At 59.9% G+C, this 5,843-nt stretch carries 7 protein-coding genes; 6 read left to right on the top strand and 1 reads right to left on the bottom strand.

The features are described 5' to 3' along the window. The first annotated feature begins 238 nt into the window (after nucleotides 1-238). The 6 genes from CQ13_RS06155 to CQ13_RS06130 all read left to right on the top strand — a co-directional run bounded on the left by CQ13_RS06155 (nucleotide 239) and on the right by CQ13_RS06130 (nucleotide 5,235). The gene (locus CQ13_RS06155; protein WP_057842119.1) at nucleotides 239-607 is read left to right on the top strand and encodes a VOC family protein; all 369 of its coding nucleotides are present in this window, start codon (nucleotides 239-241) and stop codon (nucleotides 605-607) included. An 81-nt stretch (nucleotides 608-688) separates the two neighbouring features. Further along, complete coding sequence (locus CQ13_RS06150; protein ID WP_082637338.1) at nucleotides 689-1,441, top strand: cupin domain-containing protein; 753 nt, start codon at nucleotides 689-691, stop codon at nucleotides 1,439-1,441. Between the two features lie 254 nt (nucleotides 1,442-1,695). Further along, nucleotides 1,696-1,926 (top strand): hypothetical protein, encoded by a 231-nt coding sequence (locus tag CQ13_RS45340; RefSeq protein ID WP_057842117.1) that lies wholly within the window; start codon nucleotides 1,696-1,698, stop codon nucleotides 1,924-1,926. Nucleotides 1,927-2,907: 981 nt separating this feature from the next. Continuing rightward, nucleotides 2,908-3,840: a hypothetical protein gene (locus tag CQ13_RS06140; RefSeq protein ID WP_197427257.1), complete on the top strand. Its 933-nt coding sequence runs from the start codon at nucleotides 2,908-2,910 to the stop codon at nucleotides 3,838-3,840. A 314-nt stretch (nucleotides 3,841-4,154) separates the two neighbouring features. Continuing rightward, complete coding sequence (locus tag CQ13_RS44240; protein WP_197427256.1) at nucleotides 4,155-4,538, top strand: hypothetical protein; 384 nt, start codon at nucleotides 4,155-4,157, stop codon at nucleotides 4,536-4,538. A 283-nt stretch (nucleotides 4,539-4,821) separates the two neighbouring features. Further along, nucleotides 4,822-5,235, top strand: a complete 414-nt coding sequence (locus tag CQ13_RS06130; protein WP_057842115.1) for a YybH family protein — start codon at nucleotides 4,822-4,824, stop codon at nucleotides 5,233-5,235. Between the two features lie 207 nt (nucleotides 5,236-5,442). Here the strand turns inward: CQ13_RS06130 and CQ13_RS06125 are convergent. Further along, the coding region (locus CQ13_RS06125; RefSeq protein ID WP_197427206.1) for a transposase at nucleotides 5,443-5,843 on the bottom strand (401 nt) is incomplete at its 5' end.

Genomic DNA, 5,843 nt, shown 5'->3' with positions numbered 1-5,843 from the left:
GGGAGCGCGCACTCTCTGTCACCGGTAATGCCTAGGAGGCGGAGCGGTGATTGTCTGGGTTTGCGCCTGAGGGATCTCAAACGCGAGTTAATTCGCAGATATTTGGTAGGAAGGTAAGCGCCCCGCGGGAAATTGCGAAACCGGAAGCTCCCGCCCGATGCGGTGAGCGTCCGCCGCCAGGTGCCAGTCTGGGCCCTGTGGCAACGGCGCGGGGAAACGAAACGGGAGAGTTCTGTCCATGATCGAGGGGATCAGCGCGGTTACACTCGGCACCCACGAAATGCCACGAGCCGTCCGATTCTACCGCACGCTGGGGTTTGAGGTCCTGCATGGCGGCGAAGATTGGTCATTCACCAGCTTTCGAGCAGGAACGAGCTATCTCAACCTCATCACCCAGCCTACCGAGCGGCGCTGGTCCTGGTGGGGGCGGGTCATCTTCTACGTTGCCGATGTTGACGCACTTTACGACTGTGCACTCGCAGCGGGATACCAGCCAGCTACCGTGCCCCGCGATGCCGAATGGGGTGAGCGCTTCTTCCACCTAATTGACCCCGATGGCCACGAACTCAGTTTCGCTCGACCTTTGCTCCTGGCTTCCGGCCAATAGCAGCTGAAGCGGCCTGTCATTCCAAGAGGCGTTGGGAGAGCGTATGGTGCTCCGATTATCCGCTGAACCTGGGAGGCAATCATGCAGTTCAGGACAACCGGACTACTGCTGCTCGGCGCGATGGCGCTTCCCGCCTCCGGGACCGCACAAACCACTCCTGCTCCATCGGCAATTACACGAACAGTGATCGCTGCAACCAAACTGCCGACCGTTACAGACGTGCCGCTCCATTTCAAAGCGGCGAGCATCACTCTTCAGCCGGACGAAAGGAGCAGCGTCTCGGCGGCCAACGGCATCCTCTACCAGATGTCAGGATCGACCGAGGTCGCGCTCGATGGGGAGGCCAAAATGCTCAACGCCGGAGAGGGGCTGTTCATCGCCGGCGGAAAGACCGCGGCGCTAACGGCGGGTAGCGGAGGGCCATCGACTTTCCTCCACTTCTTCCTTGCTCCCGCTGTGAACCTGGGTCAGCCTGCCGAGACGGCGCCTGCCGTCGTGAGAGAATTGTATCGCACAGCAAATCCGATCCCCGACCTCAAGCCAGGTGGTTATGATCTCAATCTCACGCGAGTCACATTTCCGGCACAGATGCCCTCGAACCCACCGCACCATCGGTCAGGCGCGGCTCTATACTTTATCATCTCCGGCACCGGTGCGAACACGATCGACGGTAAGACAGAAGCAAGGGGGCCGGGTTCCTTGATCTATGAACCGTACGCCCTCGTGCACCAATGGGGAAACCCAGGCAACGAGCCGTTGATATTCTTGGCCTTCAACATCAATCCGGAAGGTTTGGCAGCCGTGCTTCCGGGCGCACCAGCAAGGAAGCAATAGCTAACGGCGAGCGGCCCGCCGCAGAACTGCCTGTGAAAGACTTCACTGATAGCGAATGGTTGCTCGATCGAACGGATGACGGGTGCGCGCACGCTATCTATCGGACGGCGCGGAGTCGGAGAGCGGACATCGGGCCGCCGTAGTTGCCGCCAAGTTTCGGCGGAGAAGGGCCCGCGTCAGTCATGATTCGTGCCGGCCCTCGCGAGTGCTGCTTTGGCGGAATTCACGGTCATGTCGTTCAAGGAGAAGTAGCCATGGCGACGAAGGTAGGAATTCTTCCGAAGACGATGCCATCGCCCGAGACGGCCGAGACGTTGACCCGTGGCGTGCGCCCATTTAAGGCCACCTACAAGGGGCAGAGCATCACTGTGGACCTGCCGGGTTACAATGCACAGGACGATAGCGAGGGTGTGCATGTCGGAAACGACATGAGTGTCGTCGACCGCACGCTGCGTGCGCTGAAGGAGAACGTGGACGGCATCTAGGAAAGAGATCCGGAAGGCCTGAAGGACCGACGCCTCGCCCCGATCCTTGAACATTTCCGGTGTCAGCGTTCCCGCCTTTCCGGCGGCTTCCTCATCGAGCCGATCTTCGTCGTGATGTAATCGAAAACCCCTGTGGCAGTGGCGGTGTTTTCTTTTGATGAACTAGGCTATTCGGATCAGCGTGTAGATCTTGCGATGGCCACGCGCGTGGGGGCGCCCGACTGATAAGCGTTTTATACCAAGCTTAAGTAGCTTGGGTATCGAAGTTCGATAGCGTTTGATCGGCGAATGGCCGCTTCTGGTGCAAACCGGACATTCGGCCGGACCCGCTCCGCACGCGCATCAAAGAATGCACGTTGGCGTCATTCGAGCAGCCGCGTGGCGTCTCGTCCATCCGGATGCGATAGGGCGCGACGCCCGTGGTCCGGTCGGGCGGATCAGGCCCTAACCGGATCTCGGCTTTCACCTAGTCGTGAGTTGGGTCCGCTGCCTGCGCGGGTCTACATCAAGGGCGGGTTGATCGAGACGGTATCTCGCGCCACGGGCGCCATAGGACCTGAGTCGACAGTGCCAGTGCCCGACGGGCCAGCGCCGACAGTGCCAGGGTCCTAGCGGCCAGAGAAAGCGAGCATCAACCTCCGCGCCCCACGCGGCGCAAGCGCTTGTGCCGCGAGTTGGGCGCGGTTGGTTAGTTATAGGCCGTTTTCGTCTGATGATCCTGTAAGCCTTCGCGAGCCTCTTGCGCGGTGGTGCGACGTGAATGTCATCGCCACGCGCTCGCCCCCTGTTGGTTCACTTGTCATGAGCGAAAGCATCTCATCGGTATTGCTCGATGCGCACCGCGCAAGAAGGCAAGGTCTCAACGCCATCGCGTAGCGACAACGCGCTCGGCTTAGCGAGGCCGTCGCCTTCGCTCGCGCCAACTCGCCCTATTATCGCGAACTCTATCAGGGTCTACCGGAGCGGATTGAGACTTCGTCCGTGCTGCCGGTGGCTAATAAGCAAGAGCTAATGCGTCATTTTGACGACTGGGTCACCGATCGCGAAGTTAGCTTCGCGGCAGTGCGAGGGTTCGTCGATAACCCTGAGCTGATCGGGCAACGTCTCCTTGGCAAGTATTCCGTGGCAACCACTTCGGGCAGCACCGGGATACCTGGAATATTTCTGTTGGACACACTCAATTGGACGGTCACTCTCGCTTTTTCGCTGCGCATGATAATGGGCTGGCTTAACGCCAGCGACACGTTTCGTCTCCTCGTCCGCGGCGGCCGCGCGGCGTCGGTGCTGGCGATGGGCGGCCATTACGTCGGTGCAACCAGCTTTGCTGCAATCCGCACAAGACGGTCGGCCCGACGATTACGGGCGCTTCCGGCGCAGGCGCCGTTGCGCAATCTGGTCGCCGAACTCAATCGGTACCGCCCGGCTCTGCTCATCGGATACGCCAGCGTCATGGCACTATTGGCCGCCGAGCAGGATGCCGGTCGCCTGCATATTCAGCCGGTGCTGGTTCTTCCGACTTCGGAAGGGCTTTCGCAGGACGGATACGACCGTATCGCAAGGGCATTCCACGTCAAGGTCCGGACCGTTTACGTCGCGACGGAATGCCTGTTCGTGGCCATCGGCTGTGAACACGGTTGGTATCATGTCAACAGCGATTGGGTGATTCTCGAACCCGTCGATGCGAGCTATCGGCCGGTTCCGTCCGGCGAGGAGTCGCATACGGTTCTCGTGAGCAATCTCGCCAATCGCGTGCAGCCGATCCTCCGCTACGATCTAGGCGACCGCATCCTGCAACGGCCTGATCCTTGTCCTTGCGGCAACCCGCTTCCGGCGATCCGCGTGCGGGGCCGCCGACATCCTCACCTTCCCAACCGAACGCGGAGAGAAAGTCGCAGTGCCACCGCTCGCGCTTGAGATCGATCATGTACCCGGTGTGGGGTTGTTTCAGATAGTGCAGACTGCGCCAACACAATTGCGCGTTCGCCTACATCCCGCAGCCGACGCTAACCCAAACCGGGTTTGGCAGGCGGTGCATTCCGAATTGACCAAGCTGTTGAATGAGCATGGGCTTGGTCACGTGTCTGTTGAGTTGGCCGCCGAACCGCCAGTTCCATCTTCCGCCGGAAAGTGCCGCACCGTCATCCCACTGGTTTCGAGCGCTTTGAAGACTCATGAGAGCTTAGGCGGATCGCGCTGCTGCTAAGTGGGCCCTAATGAGAGCCAAGGTTATGAAACTAACCTATACGGATTCACGGGATGGAAGGGTGATTATTGGGTTCACCGATGAGCGCGGTAAACACGAAATCGCTCTAAGCACAGTAGAGACGGCAGACCTTATCGGTGCGTTGAGGACCTCGTTAGAGGAGGCGATTGGAAGTCCGGCCGCAGACAGCATGGCCCTTCCCGGCATTGAACGAGTGCGGATCGTTGAGACTGCGGAAGAAGTGGTTTTCCGCGTTTATATGAATGATCGCATTTCCCATGATTATCCGGTTCCGAGAGGAACCGTTCTTGCGGATGAGCTTCGGATGCTGGCAGACCGGATGGAGGCGCGCAATTCGGCAAAGGCCACACATCCATCGTCCGATGCCCAAAAGGGCAAACTGAATTAGCGGATGGCGCGTACTCACAAATCGCGACCGTTCTGCCATCTCTAAGTGATGTCTGCTTAGCTCCCACGAGCGGCGGAAAAGCGGAAATCGCGGGAGGTCCGGCCAGGGCCACTAGCGGACTTACAAGGAACGGCAGCTATTCGCGCAAAGTCGACGGCCAAGCGCCAATGGCCTAAATTCCCGAAACTGGCGCTGTGAGCTTCAGTGGCTTAGAGGACTTCACAGACGTTGTCGGATTTGCCAGCCTTCGTTCGTCCTAGGTTCTCAACAAGGAGCCCTAACCATGCCTGAACAGGCCAAGGCCGAAGAAGCCCGGATCAAAGCCCTTCTCGAGGGCTGGGCGGACGCTGTCCGCCGGCACGATCTTCCCGCCATTCTTGCGCACCACGAGCGGGACATGGTGATGTTCGACTTGCCGCCGCCACTTCAATGCAGGGGCATCGAAGCCTACGAACAGACCTGGGATCTGCTTTTCCGTTACCACAAGCCGGGTACGGCCTTCGACTTTCGAGAACTCGCCGTTACCGCAGGCGCTGACGTCGCCTTCGCGGTCGCCATCATGTGGTGCGGATCTGACTCGTCCAGCAATCCTATAGACAAGGACGGCTTTTTGTTCCGACTGACTGTTGGCCTGCGCAAGGTCGATGGCGACTGGCGCATCGCACACGAGCATCATTCCCTGCCTGCTACGGACTGAGTCCGTAGGTCAGAATCCGTCCACTGTGTCGGTTCATCGGGTGCTCAGAGGCCAGCTACGCCGGCTGGCCAATGTCCGCTTACCGGCTGGAGCTATGTCAGCTCTTGGCGGATTTTGTTGCAAAAGTCGGGTGCAAGGGATCGGGTCGTTTGGCGTTTTGTTAGGACGGCGGCTTAACGCCGCCGGCCTTGGCGCTCAACTCCAACGCTACGCGGTGCACAGAACTTCTGCCGGTGGCGGTCGCGCAACCAGTGACGCGAGCCGCCTCAGGTTCTGAGCGATGGCAGCTAAAACAAACTCGTCCTGGGCGCCTTGTGGACCACGCAGTCGAAGTCGACCGAGCTTAAGGATGCGCTTCAGGTGCGCAAACCGCATCTCGATCTTCTTGCGCTCACGTCGTGATGTCTCGAAGCCCTCGGTGCCAGCGAACGACCGGGCGACGTCCCGGGCGTGCTCATGTATGTCGCGCGGGATCTTGCGCGATGGTTCTTTTGGACAGCACTGCGGTTTGAGCGGGCATACATCGCAGTCGAGCTTGCTCGCACGATACAACAGCGTCTTGCCCTCGTGCACGGTGCCGCTCGTTCCGAGCCGCTTTCCGCCCGGGC

Source organism: Bradyrhizobium retamae, from assembly GCF_001440415.1.
Taxonomy (GTDB): Bacteria; Pseudomonadota; Alphaproteobacteria; order Rhizobiales; family Xanthobacteraceae; genus Bradyrhizobium; species Bradyrhizobium retamae.
This window is presented reverse-complemented; position numbering and strand designations above follow the sequence as displayed.